The organism is Pseudomonas sp. S3_E10 (assembly GCF_054667615.1).
Genome location: NZ_CP162743.1, coordinates 393455 through 411438 on the forward strand (window position 1 = coordinate 393455; position 17984 = coordinate 411438).

Consider the following 17984-nt stretch of genomic DNA (forward strand, 5'->3'; position numbering starts at 1 on the left):
CCTCAGGCCGGAACCGACGCGTGATGCTCGCGGCGGTGCGCCGCTTCACTGTGCTGGCTCTCGCCGTGCATCTCCGCCAGGCGAGTGATGAACTCATCGACAAACACGCGCATGTCGGCGCTCACTTCCTTGTTGCGCGTAATCAGGCGGTTGTAGCCAAACAGCGCGGGGATCGCGACGAACAGGCCCATGGCCGTGGCCAGCAACGCGGCGGCCATACCGGGGGCGATGGCGTTGATGTTCACGTCACCGGCCATGGCCGTGCCGAGGAACACCACCATGATCCCCAGCACAGTGCCGAGCAGGCCGATGTACGGGCCACCGGCGATGGCGTTGGACAGGGTCGAGAGTTTGGCGCTGAGCGCCTGGTTTTCGCGGGTGCGCACGCCGTCCATGGAGCAACGGATGGCTTCGATGGTGGCCGCCGACACCGACGAGGTATCGGCGCCCTGGGCGCGGCGGGTGCGAATCTCCTTGACGGCCACCAGGTACAGGCGCCACAGCGAGGAATGCGTCAGGCGCTCACCCAACTGGGCGTCATCGGCGTACATCTCCAGGCGCGTGCCGATCTGGGCGAAATGCTCGCGGAACACCTCGTTGGCAGCGCTCACGCGGCTGACCTGGCGGTTCTTGCGCAGCATGATGAACCACGACTGCACCATCATTGCCACCAGCACCAGGATGATCACCCAAGCATCCACCGGCACGGCGTTGAGCAGAAAGCCCAGGCTGCCGAAGCCCATGCCCGACTGTTCCTCATCCACCCCATAAGCCACCAGTTTCGACTCGGCGCCCTGAGCATTTGCGTCGGCCAGCAACAACGCGGCCGGGCGGGCCACTTTGGACAAGCGCAACTCATCCATGGCCCCGGCGAATGGCTGGTGTGTGCTGCTCGCTTGGGGCAGGTCGGCGCCCACGGCCAGTTGCGAAGTGAACGCCGGCATTGCCACGCCAAGGTTGGCGGTTTCGCGGCCGTTGACATACAACGCGACTTTTTCACCTTCAGCGGTAAACGCCAGGTGCTGCCATTGGCCGGGGTTCAGCGGTTGGGTCGATACGGCGCGCTGGCCGTCGATCTCGATAAACGGCATGCCCTGGTTCAGCCCCAGCAACAGGCTATGGGCGCCATCGCGACGCGCCAGAACGATCTGCTCGCCACTGGCCTGGTCCAGGCGCAGCCAGGCACTGAAGGTGAACGCGCCGCCGGCGGCGTGTTGCAGCGACGGGCTGGCCGGCAACAGCAGCGGCTCACCGGCGAACTGCAAGGCGCGGCCGATTACGCCGTCGATGCTTGTGCCGGTGGCGTTCAGCGCGGTGTTGGCGTAAGCCGTGGTATCGCGTGGCGGCGTCGCATTGGCACCGTCAAAGTGGTACAGCGCGGTGTAATTGGGGTCGAAGGTCAGCTGGCCGTTGGCGGTGGCCGGTGCCTTCTGGTTGCCGTAATACATCCACAGGTCCTGGCGCTGTCCGCCTTCGACCTTGGGCACATCCACCCAGATCAGCGCCATGCCCATCAGCGGGTCGAAGCTCTCGATCTGGTGATTGAACACGGTCTTGTCATCGGCGCTGACAAAACGCAGGTCGGCGCCGTCGTCCTTGACCCCGTCAAAGCTGAAATTGCCGGTGTGCAGGCGCACCAGCAGCGCAGTGCGGCCCAGGGCCTGGCTGATCGCGGCGCCTTGGGCGGTGGTGTCTACCGAAATCTGCTTGCGGTAGTGCCAGTCATCCTGCCACCAGGCATGGGCGGTGGCCGGGAGCGCGAAGCCCAGGCAGATCAACAGGCTCAGAAATAGGCGTTGCATGGGTGAAGTCTCCGGAAGAAAAAGTCAGAAAGTCGCCTGCACACTGAAGTGCAGCCGCGAGTCCTGTTTCTGGGTGTTCGGTCCATCGAGCAGCGGGTAGCCCCAATCCAGGCTGCCGGATAACCATTTGCTCAAACTGGCGCGGGTGCCCAGGCCGACACTGGCCAGGCTGTATTCATCTTCTTGCTCGGGCAGCGGGTCGTGCAGGCGCAGGCGCGCGCCTTCGGCGAACGCATAGAAACGCCACTCCTGCACATAGCTGCCGAGAAGCTTGGCCAGGGACGGCGTGCGCAGCTCCTGGGACAGCAGCACGCCCTCATCGCCGGTGCGTTCCGCCGCCAGGTAGCCGCGCACCGAGGTGGCGCCACCGGCCGAGTACTGTTCGTTGGATACCAGCGGCCCCGAGGCCAGTTGGAAGCCGGCCTTGGACGCCGACTGCCAATCGTTGGCGAAGGTGTAGCTGTAGGTGAGGTCGCCCTTGAGCACGGCGAAACTGGCGCTGGCCTTGTAGCGCTTGTAGTCGAACTCTTCGGCGTCGCTGCCATAGCCAAAGAAGGCGCGGGTGCCGACGATCAGGTTCAGGCCCAGGCCCAATTGGGATTGTTCGGTGTAGCGATAGCCGTTGTAGCCCAGGGTGAACGGCGCGTATTTGAGCGGCACCTGATCGCTGCTGGACCCGAATTTCATCTGCTCGTCGAAGTCTTTGAAGTCGATACCGAACGAGAAGGAATTGGCCCAGTTACCGGCGGCCGGCAGGCTGTAGATCGCCGACACCCCATAGGAATGGCCCTTGCCCAACACGTTGCTGCCGCCGATGGTGGCGATGTTGCTGTCGGACTGGTAACCGGAGAACTGCAAGGTCCAGCGCTCGTCCAGCGGCGCGCTGTAGGAGCCGGACCAGACCTTGGCGTTCGAGGTGTCCTCGGGCGCGGTGAAATAGGTCAGGGAAATGCTGTGGCCCAGTTGCCACAGGTTGTCGTAGCCCAGGGTTGCGACCGAGCGCAGTTCCTTGGTGTCGGCGCTGTAGTCGTTGTTCAGGCCAAGGCTGGCGTGCCAGGGGTTCTGGTCTTCGACCTGCAAATCCACGTCCATGGTGCCGGGGCGCTGGCCTTCGCGCACCAGCGGCGTGACCTGGCGCCCGGCACTGCGGTTGAGCCCGGCCAACTGGGTTTGCACGCTGGCGAAGTCCGGCACGGCGCCCTCCTCCAGGCCCGGCACTTGCTCGCGGATCTCCACCGGCGAGTAATGTTTGGCGCCCACCACGCGCACCCGGCCGACCTTGGTTTCACTGACCTGCAGGTAGACGATTCCGTCATCGACCTTCTGCTCCGGCAGCTCGACAAACACCGACTGGTAGCCGCGCGCCTGGTAGATCTTCTGCAGCGCATCGCGGGCGCCTTCGATATCGTCGAGGGTCTTTTGCGGCCCCAGGAACGGGTACACCGCCTCTTCGATGGTTGCCGCATCGAGCACGGTATTGCCGCGCACGAAGTACTCGTTGACGTCGACCCTGCGTGCCGGCTCCTGCGCCTGCGCCGGCAGGGCCATGGCCCCAAGCGTCAAGCAGCACAGCGCCAGCGCTGATTTGAACAGATGCTCCACACCGCCCCCTGACTTGCTGATTTTTTGCGCCGTCATTGCTACGGCGTTCGGCCGGCTCAATTGCTGGCGATCGAGGTGTTGCCGTGACGTGCCAGCCAGGTGTGCAGCAAGGCGAAGTTCAACGAGAACTCCGGCATGTGCAGCAAGGCGCCACAGAACACGTCACCGATGATTTTCTGGATGAGTTGCACCGCACGCGGGTTGCTCAGCAGCGTGGCGATGTCGCGGGTCAGCACGTGAATGCTCCAGACCTTGTGGTTCAGGTCCAGGCCGACGAACCAGCGGAACAACAGGTTGTAATTGAGCTGCTCATGCAGTTGCTGCTCGCTGGGCACCGAGTACAGCAGTTGCAGCAGCAATATCTGCAACACGGTCTGCGGCGCGATCAACATCGAGGGCTCGGCCACCAGCCACTCACGGTGCTGTTCGAGCACCTCGTCGATCCGCGGGCGCAGCAACACCAGGGAATGGCCGGCGGGGATGTAGCTGGAGACTTCCTTCAAGGCACCTTGCCAATCGTCCTGGGACACGATCCACACCCAGGGCGCGCCATAGCGATAGACCGACACCGGCTTCTTGCGCGCCGCTTCGACGATCTTCGACAGGCGCTGGTCGAGCTCCTGCATGCCCACTTTCGAATAACGTTCCATAGTTCCCATTGCCCCACTCCTGGCGTACAGCCGGCGCCTTGAACAACACCGTGCTGGTGTTCTTGAGCGCGTTACACAGGAGAGACGGGAGTGGCCATGGGCTACCGAACTTTTGTCATGAAAGGTTCATTCGGAATTGGGAGGGGGGCATTTTTTGGGCTGGATTGGGTACAACGCCGTGCAAAAAAACGGGGCGATCAGTGATCGCCCCCAAGGTACAACGAGAGGTCTGGGCACCGCCCTACAAGGTAATCTGCTTGCGCTCCTCATCCGTCAAACGCGCCCGCGCCTGTTCGCTCAATGGCCCCGCGCCCAGCACCTGCACCGGGCTGTTGGGGTTGTACGCCGAGGTTTTCTGCTGTTCCTGCGGCTCACGGGGCACCGGTTCGGTGCCAAACCCCAGCACCTCCACGGTCACGATCGAAGCCCGGCCCTGCTTGGCCGCCGCCTGCTGGCTGCGCGCCGCGTCTTCGGCCGCCTGGGACGCCGCCGCCCCCGCCGCGCTGGCCGAACTCATGGCGCCGGCGTTCACCGTCGCTGTCGCCGGCACGCCCGACGACTTGCCCTGGGTCTGGATATTCGCCGCGTTCACCACGCGCAAGGCCGCGATGTTGACGTTCCCGCTCACTCGAATCCCCGCCTCGCCCGCATCGATCGTGCCCAATGGCGCGATCAGGTCGATATCCCCCGCCGGTACTTCCGGGATCGGGTTGAGCGTGGCGATCCCGGCACCGGTGCTCGGCACCGACGGCGATAGGCTCACGTTGCCCCAGTTGTCATAGACGCGCTTGGGCGGTGTGTACACCACGGTGGTCTTGGAGCCGCGCCCGGCGTTGATATCGCCGGCGCTGGTCCAGCCCATGATCGAGCCGCCGAAGGTGGTCATGATGCGGCTTTGGCCAAGCAGGATGCTGCCCAGGGAGTACAGCTGGATATCCCCCGCGCCCTGCGTGATCACACCCGCCGTCGACGGTGGTGCCGCGCCTTCGATGCCGAAGGTCTGGCGGCCGCCGGGGGTGAGCATCTGGATCGAACCACCGAAGTTGGTGTGCACGCCTGCGCCGCCGAACATCGTGATATCGCCCTTGTAGGTGATCGGGTTGCCGGCCACATCCGTCTCGGGGAACAACCTGGCAATCGCGGTACGGCCGCGCACGTAGCTGCCCTGGCGCACACTGCCGTCCTGGTTGTACTCACGGCCGGCGGCCTTGAGTTCGGCGAAGTACACGTCGCGGGCGAAGATCCGTTGTTGCTCGCCAGGCAGTGCGGCGTAGTAGGCACGGGCCTGTTCGCTGTCGCCGCCGAAGCCGAAGCGTTCGGTGAGCCAGGCCACCAGCTCACTCTCATAGGTCTTGGCGACTTTGCCGCCCTGCAACGACTCACCCGGTTGCGCCAGGTTGGCGGGGTTCAGGTAGGCCTCGACGAAGCGGCGGTAATCCGGGCCGTTGGGGCCCATGCCGGCTTGCATGACGATGCTTGCGCCAGGGCGGCTGTCGCCGGCCGCCACAGCCCCCAGGCTGTTCACCGCAACTTTGTCTTCCATCTGGATGTTGCGCCCCGCCGTCAGTTCCAGGGTACCGGGGCCGGCAACGTTGAAACTGCTGTAGAGGATGTCGCGGCCAGCGCTGGCGATGGAGATATCGGTGGGGCTGTTGTGCACGAAGAGGTTGCCGGCGTAGGTGTATTCACCCGTGGTGTTATTACCGCCATTGGCACCGCTGAGTGGCGTACCGCTGCTGACGATGTCGCGACCGGCCAGCATCCAGACCGGACCGGCACCCTCGTAGTAAGTCTGCCCAAAACGCGGGTCCTGGAAGGCGGGTCTAGTCAGGGTGATTACACGCCCGCTATTGACACCCAGCAGGTCCCCGCTCAGCGCATAGAAACGTGCAGGCTCCAGGGTGTCGCCCCAGGCCATGCTGGCGGTGTTGGGGCCAAAGGCAAACAGCGGCGACACCCTGAAGGTGGCAATGCTGGCGTCGCTTGCCAGATTACCGCTGCCGTTTACCGCGATCTGATTGGTGAGGAAGCCTAGAAACGCCGGGCGCAAAATCGTCGCCAGGCTTTGCGCGGCTGCGCTGGAGCGGCTGATGGGCAGGTCGCCGCCGTAGATCGAGTCGCCGGCGAGCAGTTCCAGTTGCCCGTTGGCCGACGGCGCCAGCACCATGGCCCCGAGCGGCGGCACGGTGCTTGGGTCACCGTACGATGCGCGACCGTAGTACAGGCTGCCGCTGGCGGCGACGGCGCGCAACGTGGCGGGATAGACGGCTGCCATGTCGGTGTCCAGCGTCTGGGTCAGGGGCGTGAGGTTGCCCCCGGCGGAAAACAGGTCCACCGCCGTACGGTCGGTCCACAGGCTGAACCAGCTGTGTCCAATCCCGTTGACGCCAGCGTTCGCGTAGGCCAACGCGTTGACTTGCGGCGCGCGGCCCGGGTCGGCGACATCCTGCAGCACCAGGTCACCGCGGGTGGCCAGGCTGAAGGTAGCGTCACCCGGCAACAGGCTCAAACCACCCGCTGCCCTGGCGGACGTGGAGCGCAGCGGGTCGTAGGCGCGCACCTCGCTCGGGCTCTGGTAGCCGGGCTGGTCACCATACAGCAGCGTCAGACTACCGAGGGCGCCGCCAGTGAGTTGTACATGCCCTCGCGTGTTCACCAGGGCGCCATTGAGGTGGTCTCGGTTGATCTGGCTGACCGGGTTGAGCGCCCCGCCGACCCGCAGGTTCAGATCGCCGCCGCCGGTCAGTTGGACGCTGCCATCGGTGGCAACGCGGCCGGTGCCGCCGACGGCCAGGACCAGGCCTTGGCTGCGGGGGCTGACGTTCTGCGGCTGCGACGACGCGTTGAGAATCCCCGCATCGCCGCCCACATCAACGTTAAGGTTGCCTCCTCCCAGGGTGCCGAAGCCCGTGAACCCAACCATCTGGTCCGCGCTCGGGTAGGCCATGCCGGGCACGTAGGTACCAAAGTTGACCCACCACGCGGTGGCCTGCGCCTGGTTGCCACTGAGGCCGTTGCCCTGACGCCACAGCCAGTTGCCGACGTTGGCTGAATCCTGGCCCAGGTCGCTGGGTACCGGACGACCGACGCCGTTCAGCGCCGGGCTGGTGATATTGCCGGTCAGGTTGCCGCCCACTTTAAGCAGCAAGTTGCCGCCCGTATCCGGGTACCAGGCACGGTACAGGCTGGCGGTGTCTGCGTTGACCAGCTTTTCGTTGCCCCCGGCGTTAGCCAATACCTTGCCATTGCTGCCCAGGGCTCGCTTGAGGTTATACGGATCGTTGGCCGAGGTGCCGGTGGACGAGCTGCCCGCCGTGTATACGCCAAACAGCGACTCCATGCTCAGGTTGCCGGCGGCCAGCAGGTCAAGGTCTGCCGCGCCGGTGCGGACTACGCTGAAGCGAGTGCTGCCGCCCACCAGCAGCGTGTAGGCATCACCACTGATAACGCAGTATTCCGGGAGGTCGTCACATAGCCCTGGGTATTGTATTGCGTCGAAATCAATGGGTTGGCCTACCATGCTGTCATCGCCGAACCACCCCAAGGAGCCCTCCTCGGTCCAGACCTGGGCTCCCTTGCCGAACGCCCCGTAGTGACTGTCCGCCAATCGCAGATTGCCGCTTACCGGATGCGGCTGCAGCAGGCGACTGTCCGCCGCCTCGGTATCGGCCCCCGCGACCAGGCGTATCGACCATGACTGCGAGCCTTCCTCCAACATCGGTGCAATCGCCCAGTTCTTGCCCTGGCGACCGGCGTCGGCCACACGCAACTGCACCGACTCCACGCCACCGGGTAATTTCACGTCAGTGCCCGACGGCAACAGCGCGCCACGGGGCAACACTTTGCTGGCGGCCAGGGTCATGCTGGTGACCAAGGGCACGCCCTTGGGCCAGATCAGGCTGTCAACACTGGCTGAAGTGCTCAACAGGCTGCCAGCCTCCAGGACACTGCCACTGGCGAGGGTCTGGTCCTGAGCCAGCAAGGTGCCCGCCGCGAACAGCACAGTGCCCGAGGCATCCCGAACAGCCGCCGCCAACACCGTGCCCGCCGGGAGTACCAACGATTGGTTGAGCGTGGCCGCCACGGGCAAACGGGTACCCGCCGGCAGAAACAGCGGGTTGGTCAGTACATCGAAATTAAGCGCAGCGCCCGCGGGGAACACGGTGCCCACCTCCAGGGTCACGCCGCTGCCCGGCACCACCACGGTGCCACCGGTGTGGTCGATACCGGCGCGCAGCACCCAGCCATTGTCATCGTCGGTGGCCGGTGGCGCGGCAAAGCCATCGTTGATGCTGCCGTAGATATTCAGGTCACCGCCGGCGCGCAGGGTCAGGCTGCCGGACTCGGTCTTGGCCGTTGATTTGAGGCTGGCGTAGCGATAGCTGGAGAGGTCCAGATCGCCCTGCACCACCAGGTCGCCGTCCGCGGTTTTGCTGACGATCTCGACGCCGGGGCGCAGGTGGAACACGTCGCCGTAGGTCGCGTTGTTCAAGCCGGCGAGCTTGCGCAGCAAGTTACCGTTAACGCGCGCGGCGTCGATAAATTGCGTATTCGATGGATCGACGACGTCCCTGAGGTAGTCCTGGTCGATCACCTGGTACGGGCGCCCCTCTGGCGTTTCATCGGTTCTGGTCGGGGCATCGTCGTAGGTTCTCATGCCGTTGAGCGCAATCGAACGCGCCCCTTGGATAGTCAACACCCCACCGGCGTCGATGGCGACGTCATTGTTGCCCACGCGCGGCGCGTTGAGTTCCAGCGTGCCACGGCTGCGCCCGTCGTTGCCGGTCGTGGCAGCGGTGCCATGGCGCAGGTCGATGCGCGCGCCATTGGCCAGGGTCAGTTGGCCCTGGCCAGAGCTGAGGACCACGATGGCGCGGTTGGGCGAATCGATGATCTTGCCGTAGCTGTCCACGCGCAGTTGTGTGCCATGGGCGTCCAGCACGGCGCCGCCGTCGAGGCTCAGGCCATTTTTCGCGGCCAGGTTGATGCTGCCGACGCGCTCGCCACTGGCATCCACCAGGCCGGTCACGCGCAGGCTGCCGTTGTCGATCGAGACGTTGACGCTGTTGGCCTTGACGTCACTGCCGATGGTCAGGTCGCCCTGCTTGAGCTGGAAGCTGCGCGCACCATAGACCTGGCCCTGGTTGAGGCGCTGGTTGAGCGCGGCGAACTGGTCGCTGAGGATGCCATTGCCGCCCAGGCGCTGGGCCTGGATTTCCACCGCGCCGGCGAGGTACGGCACCAGGGTGCCACCGGCATCGTAGCCACCGCTGCTGCCGGCGATGATCTTGCCCGCCAGGTCGACGATCCCCGCTGCGCCGTCCACCGCCACCGCGCGCAACCTGCCCGCCTGGTTGTGCTGCGCCGACAGGTCGATGGTCGAGCCCGCGGCCTGGCTTACATTGCCTGTGCGGCTTTCCAGCAACACCTCGCCGCCTGCGCTGTATTTGGTCAGGTCGTTGAAGGGAATGGCCCGACCGGCCACATCAATCGAGGCGGTATCGGTGAGCACCACATCGCCACGGGCACCCAGGGTCACTTTGCCGCTGGGCATCACCACGGCACTGGCCAGGCGCAGGCTGTCACCCTGCAACGCCAACTCACCGCCGATACCGTTTACCTTGCCCACCGCGCCGGCCGAGGCGCTGACATTTATTGCGCCACCGGCGGTAATACGGTTGACCGAACCGGCCTCCCCGGTCATCAGCGGCGTGAGGATATTCAGATTGCCGCCGCTGTAGGCAAAGCCCTTGATCGGGTCAAACGCGCCCTGGCTCTGGTACACCGAGAGGCTGCCTTTGTGGTTGGCGGTGATGCGCTCGCCGGCATTGAGGTTGACGTTGGCAAAACCCAGGGCGAGGCGATCGAAGGTTTTAGTGGTGCTCGCCTGGGCAAATCCCCCATAGCCGAACTCGATGCGTTCGGCATTGATGTCCAGGCGCCCGCTGCCGCTGCCGGCACCACCGGTCACCGCCGCCGCAGGCGGTGCCTCGGCACCCTGCCAGATCAGGTTGGCGGTGTGGATGGCGGCCACGTCGTTGGCACCGCCAGAACCGTAGATCGCCGGCGTGGAGAGCATCAGGTTGCTCAGCAGCGACTTGCCGGTCACCGCGTCGTAGGTGTCCAGGGTGGTGGTGCCGTAGAAGTTGAAACTGTCGCGCGCCGACAGTTGCAGGGTTTCCAGGGCCGGGGCGCCGAATTGGGTGTCGCCGCGCAGCAAGCGTTCCAACACCTGCTGGTTGAGGGTCATGCCCACCGGCAGCCGGTTACCGGCGGCCGCGGCGGCCAGGGCTTCGGGGCTGCCGACGTTGATGCTGGACACCCCCAGGTTCAGGTGGCGGGTGCCATAGCGCACCTCATCCCCCATCTGCAGGGTGCTGTCGGTCAAGGTAACGATGCTGCCTTCGGAATACAGGGCCGTCTGGCCGCTGCAGGGCGCGCGGTTGCACACGCCTAACTGAATGCCCCCACTGATGACTCCGCCGGGTGACCGCGCGGCGACGACGTTGAGCAAACCGTTGGACACCGCCAGCATGTTCGCCACGTTGTAGACAAAACCGTCACGCGCGTCATAACTGGCCTTGCCGCGACCAATGGTGTTGATCGAGGCACCCTGCTCAACGACGATGCGCCCGGTGCCGCTCAGCAACAGCACTTCCGGCGCAGCCAGGTTGGCCCCATCGCGCAGCACAATGGAGCTGTTACTGCCGTTGGCGATGTTGATGTAGTTGCCGGCCTGGCCGTAATTGACCAACGTCATCCCACCGATCACCAGGCGTGAAGCGCCCAAGGCATTCAAACTTTGGGCCTGCACGCTGATCCCGTCAAAACCACTGCTGGCGTCTTGGCCCGCCGCCACGATTTCGATGTCCCGGCCCACCCCTGCGCTTGCGTTGGTCAGCGCCACGGTGCCGCCGTAACCGCCGTCAGCGGCCTCGAAGCGACCGGTGCCCTGGAACGAAAACGCCTGCGCACCGGCTCCCGCACGCAACGTCAGTTTCAACGTCTTGGCATCCACCGGCAGCAAGGCACGGGGCACGCCAAGCCTGGCCGCATCGGCCACGGCGAACTGGGCGTAACCGGTTTCGTTGTACTGGGAGTAACGGCGCAAGGTATCGGCGGAGGTCAGGATCACCTGGCTCGCCAGGCTGTTGACGATGCCCGTATTGGCGATGGACAGGCGCCCGGCGGTGGCCCATGAGCCATTGCGCATCTGTTGGGTTGCACCTTCGCCACCAGGCCCGGCCAGGCCATTGATTTCTACCCGAAACGCGCCCGGCATCAAGGCGTAGGTGGACGGCATCAGCGTATAGGTGCCCGCCGCCAGCCCGGGCACGCCGGCACCGATGGTGATTTGCTGGCCCATCAGCGGGTCGACCGCGCCGCCTTCCGGCGCCACCGGTGCATAGCCCGGTTGCACACCCGGCACAATCGCGTAGATCGGGTTGGTGCCAAGGCCCGGCAGCACAAAACCGCCGGTTGCGCCGAACTGCACCAAGGGGGTCAGGCGCGCATCGGTGGAACCGCCACGCCCGGAAATGAACCCGGCCCCGAGCAATTCACCACCGCCGGATAAATCCACCGTAGCGCCCGGCTGGACCGCCACCGATTGCCCACCCAATACCATCCCTATATACAAGCCACCGCCGTTATCCGTTGCGCCCTGGCCAACGAATGTGACTTTCTTGCCGTTATACAGATAGACCTGGCCATCTACCGTGCCGCCGTAAGGCAACACCAGGCCCTTGCCGCTCACGGAGGTCAGGCTGCCCGGCAACAGTTCAACCTTGCCCGAATTCAACACGCCGATTTCGATCAGCCCCAGCGGCGCACGCACCACGCCGCCTTGGCGAATATTCGCGCTGCCCAGTTGCAGGCGGCCGAAGGCCGAGTACGGCACAGCCGCTGTGGCGTCACCGATGCGTTCGATGCTCAAGGTGCGCGTCGGGTCAAAGCCCGAGTTGCCGTTCAAATACCCCGCCAGGACCCGCGCCCCGACCTCGGTCGCAGGGTACAGCTGCGCGGCGCGCAGGGTCATGTCGCTGCTGGTCGCCAGTTGCGTGCTGATGCCCTGAGAGATCACGTTCGCATCGGCACCGGCCAGAAAGCGCAGGTCGCCTTGGCTGGTCAGTCGTACGTCGTCGAACCCGCGACGCTCGACCGCGACCAGCGCGTCATTCGTCTGCGGCACGTTGCTCTTGTTGCCGAACACCACATTGCCGCGCACATCAATCACGTTGGCGCTGGCGCTGAACTGTGCCGTCGTTGCCAGCGGCGACGGGTTGGGCAGCAGCGGCACCGCACGCACGTAGGCCTCTTTACCACTTTGCGCAGGCGCGAGGATGCCGGCCAGTTGCAGGTACGGTGCCGACAGCGTGACCCGCGAGTTGGCCGCAGCCCCTTCACTGAGGTTGTAGCTGGCGCTGTACAACCGCAGGCTCTGGCCCATGTTCAACGACACGTCGCCGTCGAAACTCAGCAAGCCGTTGCTGAGCAGCGCCAGGTTGTCGAAACCGCCGGCGGTAATCTGGTCGACACCGAGACGGCCATGGCCGTATTCCAGGCTGGCGGCGGTCGGTAAGGCGCTGGTCTGATGGGTCTGGCTGAGCACCAGCTCGCGCACCTTGAGCACCCGGTCGTTCGCGCCGTTTTTCGCGTAGTAGGGGCTTTCCAGCGCCAGCGACAAGCTGCCGCCCGCCGCACCGGCGCCACCGGCGCGGGCCACAAAACTGCCGTCCAGGTACAGGCCATTGTTGGACGCAAAGCTGATGCTGCCGCCATTGCTGGCCACCGGCACACGGCCCTGGCCGGGAACATCCAGCATCGCCTGGGCCCCGGACGCGTCCAGGCGCGCGCCCTCGCGGACCACCACAAACACATCGCCGGCACTGGCAATGCCGGTGGCGAGGTTGATATCGCCGCCGATGCTGATCTTGCCGCCATTGAGGACCTGGCCGTACACGTTGCCCCGATGACTCACCGCCGTGACCGCTCGCGCGGCGACGTCGATCAGCGCCTGTTCACCCACCCAGATCGAGCGTTCATGGCCGGCGGCAATCGGCTGTTCCCAGGCCGGCGGCGTCACATTCAGGCCGCCCAGGCTGACGCTGCCGCCCCAGGCATTCAGGCTGCCGTTGACGGTCAACTGGCCGACGCTGCGCAGGTTGATGCCCTGGCCGGGGTCGACATTGATCACCGCGCCCCGGCCCACGGCCAGGGCGGTGCTCGCCAGTTGTGCGGCGGTGGAATCCCTGGAGCCGGCCGTCAGCGTCAGGCTGGCACCGCGACGCTGGGTCAGCACGCCTTGGGTCGGGTTTTCCTGGTAGAGCGTCGGTGTCCAGCGCTCCAGTGCCGTGGCAGGCTCGCTGCCACTTGGCGTCAGCGCTGTCTGCCGGCCCAGACGGTAGACCGGCGCATTCACGTCCACCTGGGTGCCGTCGGTGACGAGCAACCCCTCGTTGCCGGTGATGTCGTAGGCCGAGAAGCCCTTGTTGAAGAAGTCGCCGGTCAATTGCAGCGTGTCGGTAGCGGGTGCATCGGCGCTGTTGCCGATCTGCACCTTGCGCGCCTGCAACGCCAGGGTACCGCCACCGTTGACGCCATAACCGCGAATCTCGCCGTCCACGGCCAACGCGCCCCACGCCCCCAGGGTCACATCGCCGCCTTTGCCGCCGCTGAGCTGGCCGTCCACGCCCAGGGTGGCCCCGGAAGACACATCCACCGCACTGCCCGCCGCCAGGTCCACGTTGCCGGTGCTGCGCAGCGAGACCTTGCCACCGTTCACATACGCCACGCCGTCGCGGCGGTTGGGCTCCAGCAGCACATTATTCCAACGCCCGGTCGCGTCCAGCTTCACACCTGCGGCCACATCGACATGCCCGCCGCCCGCCAGGATCACATCGCCGACGGTATTGCCCGAATTGAGGTTGACCTGGTTGAGAATATTGCCCGCATTGATGCTGCCGCCATGGGCCGTGAGGTTGGCGTTGAGGTTGACCTGGGGCCCGAACAGCGTGATATCGCCGCCGTCCGCCACGTTGAGCGCGCCGTTGACACTGATCTGCTGTTTGGCCCCCACCTTGATCGCGCCCAACCGGTAGCCGTTGAGTTGGTCACTGTCGAGCACCATCTTGCCCTGGCGATCCGCTGGCAGCACGGTGGTGAGGTCCAGGCCGTCGGCGATTTTCTGCGTGTTGTCGGCGATCAGCACCTCGTCGGCAGTGCCGGTCAGCGCATAACGCAGGGTGCCGGTGGCCTTGTTGTAGACCGGCGTGTACCCGCCAATGATCAACTGCGCGCGCTGGGCCATAGCCTTTTGCGACTGTTGGTAACCGTCGAGGTTGATGTTCGGTGCCTGGGTCTGGCGATCGCCCTGGAACACATCGCTGACCACCTGGCCTTCGAGCACCGCGCCCGTCGTGCCGACTACCAGCTTGCCGGCATCGCGGCCCACCGTGTAGCCGCTCTCGTAACGGCGTTGCTTGGCGATCAATGGGTTGTAGTAGTAATCGGTCTGGCCCCAGCGGGTACTGGTGTCTTCATAGCCCTTGTAAAGCCCGGAATACAGAAGGTCGCCCGGCGCGTTGGACAGCTCATACAGGCGCCCGTCCGGGCCCTTGAGCCAGGTCTGTTGGATGTAACCGGCCTGCACGTCTACGGTGCCGCCCGACAGGTTGAGCTGCGCGCCCTTTTGCGTCACCACTTCCTTGCCGGTGAAGGTCAGGGTACCGCCCTGGGCCATCCATTCGCCCACCGAGTGGCCTTGGGTGCCGAGGTAGCCGCCGACTTCCAGCAAGCCGCCGGCGGTGTACCAACGGTCCGTGGCGTAGCCGTTGGTCCCGGCCGGTACAAATACCAGGTCGCGCAGGTCGACCCACACGTCGTTGTTGATCAGTTTGCCGTCGTCGCGGTTGACCGGCGCATCGCGCTGCTCGTTGCCCTGCACGTTGATCTTGATGTTGTTGGCTTCCATCGACACCTTGACGCCCACCGCGCCGGACACGTCGATCAGCGCCCCATCGCGCACGAGGCTGCGCCCTGCGGCACTGACGGCGACCTGCCCGCCGGTGGCCAGGGTGATCGAGCCTTTGTGAAAATCCACGGTGCCGCCGCTGACGATCTCGATGCGCGACTGATCGGTGCGGTCGGCCACGGCGCTGAGGTTGTTGAACCGCCCGGTGGCCAGGTTGGCGGGCATGCCGTCGAAGTTGACCAGGCCGTTGCTCTTCTGGCTGTTCAGCGCGGTGCTGGCGCTGCTGTCCAGCAGGATCGCGGTGGTGCTGCCCTCGCCCAGGGTCACACTGCCCGTGGTGTCGGTGGAGGAATTGAGCAAGTGGATTGTGCCGCGAGTGTCCACCGAGGTGCTGGCCAGGGCCACGCCGTTTTGCTGCACCTGGTGCCCGGTCAGGGTGATGTCACCGGTGGAGGCCATGATCAGCCCGTTGTTGCTGACCTGGCCGGCACTGCTGCCGGCCTTGAGGCTGGTCGCCACTTCATTGCCGCGCGTGGTGGAGCGGTCGTTGCCGGTGGTGCCGACGCCCTTGCGGATGTAAAAACTGTCACCGGCGGCCAGGGTGGTCTGGCCCTTGGCGGTGATGATGGTACCGGCGTTGTCCACTTCCGACCCCAGCAGCAAGGCATAACCGCCCGCATCCGTCGAAGTGGCCGGGCTGTGGGTCTGGATCAGCGCACCGCGCTGCACCTGGACCTTGCCCGCCGCATCGGTGAAGGTCGGCTGCGTGCCGGTCGCATCCACGTAAACACCGCGTTGGGTGAATTGCTCATCGGTGATATTCGCAGCGGCGGCAACGAGGTTGCGCACGTTGACCTGGCTGGTGCCGCCGAACACCACGCCGTTACGGTTCATGATCATCACCGTGCCGGCGCCGTTGATCTGGCCCTGGATCTCGCTCGGCCGAGCATCGGGGTCGTTGACGCGGTTGAGCACGGCCCAACTGGCCTGCTGCTGGAAATCCACCGTGGTGTTGCGCCCGACGTTAAAGGTTTCCCAGTTGAGGATCGCCTTGTCGGCGGTCTGCTCGATGGTCACCGTGGTCTTGCCGCCGGCCTGGCTTTGGGTCGGGCCCTTGGCGTTGGTCCAGCCCTGCGTGAGGCTGTTATCCACCTGCAGGCCACCTTTGCCGAGGCCATCGGGAATCGTCGAGACCTGGCCGAACGCCGCCTGACGCCCCGCCGCTTGCGCCGCCTGCTGCGCGGCAATCGCCGCGACGCTGGTGTTCAAGGTGCTGATGGAACGCGCCAACTGCTGGTTGGCCCGTGCCTGCTGGTTCAGCGAAGGAACCCCCGGCACCTGCCCGGCACTGATCCGCGCCGCCGTCGCCGCCTGAGTCGCGCCTTTCTCGGCAAACCAACTGGAACTGAACGCCGTGGCCGCGTGGGCATTGCCGGCCACCATCAACAAGGCAATCGCCTGGGCCAGGGGCTTGAGGCGCAGCACGGGTTCTGGGGCTTTCAGGTTAACCGGTGATTGGCAGCGGACCATCGGGGATCTTCCTTCTTTGTTATCACGCAGGGAGCACGACAGGCTCACGTATGAGGGTTAGGCGGTTGGCGAAGGGCGGGACCGAACTTCTGTCATGCAAAGTTCATATGGGGCTGGTAACGGCGCGGCGAAACGCAAAAATCAGCAACGGCGCAGGCCGTTGCTGATCAGGTGTTGCAGGTCGTTGGAAGCGGGGGTTACAGCGGACGACCGATACCGTTGCAAACGTTGGTGTTGCCGATGCTCAGGGCACTGCTCGCGGTCAGGAAGCTGGCGCGAACGGTGGCTTTCCAAGCGGTTGGCAGCGGAACGAAAGCGTTGGCGGTGATGGCTGCATCGTTGTTGCTGGAGGCGCCGTAGTGCTTGGTGAAGAAATCACGCACTTGGGTGGTCTGGGTGGCATCGGCGTAGCACTGGCTGAAGATCAGGTTGGTGAAGCCCAGGATCGGGTAGCCGGTGGTTGGGTAAGGCTGTACACCGGCGGTGTTGTCCGGACCGAAGACCGGAACCCAGGCGTCCGGGTTGGAACGAACAGCGGCAGCCGGTACCGGTACTGCGCCGATGGCGGCAGATACGTTGGCGGCAGCCGGCGAAACGCCCAGGGTGTTGGTGGCGACGTTTTTGCCCACGCGAGCCACTTTGGTGGCGTCGTCCAGGCCGGCCAATGTAGGGGCGGCGAAGTCCGGGCTCATGTAGGTAATGCCGCCGTCGGTTGCGCCCAGGGAAGTCATCACCCCTTGGCTACCGGTGGCTGCAACAGCACCGACCAGCGGGGTCAGGCCGAGGCTGTAGCTGTTGGCGAAGATAGGCGTAACGGCAAAAGTGCCCGCTTCTGTCGTGCACTTGGCGTTGAGGAAACGGGTGAACAGCTCGGTGGTACCGCTGCTTTCGCTGCGATATACAATTTTGATCGCACCGGTACGACCGGAACCGGAGATACCGCTCCAGTCAGCAATACGGCCCGAGAACACACCGCACAGCTCGCTGACACTCAGGTCAACCGCTGCGGTACCGCTTTTGTTGAAGGGGATAGCGACCGCAGTACCCACCGACGGCACCTGGATCAACTTACCCCAGGCCGGTTGCTTGGCGGACGCATAGGTCGACAGTTCGGTGGCGCTCAGCTTGGAGTCGCTGCCGGCCCAGTGCACGTTCTTGTTCGTCACGCCAGCCACGAACTTGGTGTAGTCGTTGTTCAGGAAGGCGGATTTGCCGTTGCCGCTGCCCACGCCGATGTAGGGGGCGAAACCGGCGGTCAGCACGCCGGAAGTCTGGTACAGCGCCTGTGGCAAGGTAGCACCGCCGCCGTTGATGTCAGCCAGTGCAGCCTGGGCCGAGCACAGTGCGGCGAGGGTCATGGATACCGCGAGAACGTTGCGCTTAAACATGAAGAATCTCCTTTCGTCGTGTTTGTACGTTTGGGGTAGA

5 protein-coding genes are annotated in these 17984 nt (G+C 65.0%); all 5 read right to left on the reverse strand.

Going from position 1 to position 17984, the window contains the following annotated elements; translation table 11 throughout:
- Window positions 1-2: 2 nt before the first annotated feature.
- The 5 genes from AB4N98_RS01545 to AB4N98_RS01565 all read right to left on the reverse strand — a co-directional run bounded on the left by AB4N98_RS01545 (window position 3) and on the right by AB4N98_RS01565 (window position 17944).
- A complete protein-coding gene (locus AB4N98_RS01545) occupies window positions 3-1802 on the reverse strand; it encodes a DUF2341 domain-containing protein (protein ID WP_065877903.1) in 1800 nt (599 codons plus the stop codon).
- Window positions 1803-1826: 24 nt separating this feature from the next.
- Window positions 1827-3404 (reverse strand): ShlB/FhaC/HecB family hemolysin secretion/activation protein, encoded by a 1578-nt coding sequence (locus AB4N98_RS01550; RefSeq protein ID WP_065877940.1) that lies wholly within the window; start codon window positions 3402-3404, stop codon window positions 1827-1829.
- Between the two features lie 56 nt (window positions 3405-3460).
- Window positions 3461-4054 (reverse strand): transposase, encoded by a 594-nt coding sequence (locus AB4N98_RS01555; protein ID WP_017530244.1) that lies wholly within the window; start codon window positions 4052-4054, stop codon window positions 3461-3463.
- Between the two features lie 241 nt (window positions 4055-4295).
- On the reverse strand, window positions 4296-16556 hold the full coding sequence (locus tag AB4N98_RS01560; RefSeq protein ID WP_460149183.1) for a filamentous haemagglutinin family protein: 12261 nt from the start codon (window positions 16554-16556) through the stop codon (window positions 4296-4298).
- A 197-nt stretch (window positions 16557-16753) separates the two neighbouring features.
- Window positions 16754-17944: a substrate-binding domain-containing protein gene (locus AB4N98_RS01565; protein WP_065878546.1), complete on the reverse strand. Its 1191-nt coding sequence runs from the start codon at window positions 17942-17944 to the stop codon at window positions 16754-16756.
- Window positions 17945-17984 lie beyond the last annotated feature (40 nt).

What these genes read in the sequence shown, in the direction of transcription:
- AB4N98_RS01545 (WP_065877903.1), bottom strand. Translation starts at nt 1,802, where the DNA reads ATGCAACGCCTATTTCTGAGCCTGTTGATCTGCCTGGGCTTCGCGCTC.
- AB4N98_RS01555 (WP_017530244.1), bottom strand. Translation starts at nt 4,054, where the DNA reads ATGGAACGTTATTCGAAAGTGGGCATGCAGGAGCTCGACCAGCGCCTG.
- AB4N98_RS01565 (WP_065878546.1), bottom strand. Translation starts at nt 17,944, where the DNA reads ATGTTTAAGCGCAACGTTCTCGCGGTATCCATGACCCTCGCCGCACTG.
- AB4N98_RS01560 (WP_460149183.1), bottom strand. Translation starts at nt 16,556, where the DNA reads ATGGTCCGCTGCCAATCACCGGTTAACCTGAAAGCCCCAGAACCCGTG.